The following is a 230-nucleotide window of genomic DNA, read 5'->3' as shown; positions in this document are numbered from 1 at the left end:
ACCGCCACCTCCACGCCTGCGGCATCACCCACGCGTCCCGCGCGCACCATACCGCTGGCCCCTTCGATTTCCGGCGCGAGGGAGCGGTCATCGCCCAGGCTGGGGCTCTCGCTGCGCAGCATTGCGAGCAGATCCTGCAGCCTGTGAGAGGTTTTCAGCGGTGCGCGCGCCTCGACGCCTTGCGCGGCGCAGAGCATCTCCCCCCCCAGAATGACCGAGAGATTCGCGGT

At 69.1% G+C, this 230-nt stretch carries 1 pseudogene; it reads right to left on the bottom strand.

What is annotated here, in order from left to right:
• Nucleotides 1-230: pseudogene (locus R0J92_RS27380) on the bottom strand (histidine ammonia-lyase); the annotation flags it as partial.

The sequence above is a fragment of the Tritonibacter sp. SIMBA_163 genome (assembly GCF_046535935.1).
In the GTDB taxonomy this organism is placed as follows: Bacteria; Pseudomonadota; Alphaproteobacteria; order Rhodobacterales; family Rhodobacteraceae; genus Epibacterium; species Epibacterium scottomollicae.
This window is presented reverse-complemented; position numbering and strand designations above follow the sequence as displayed.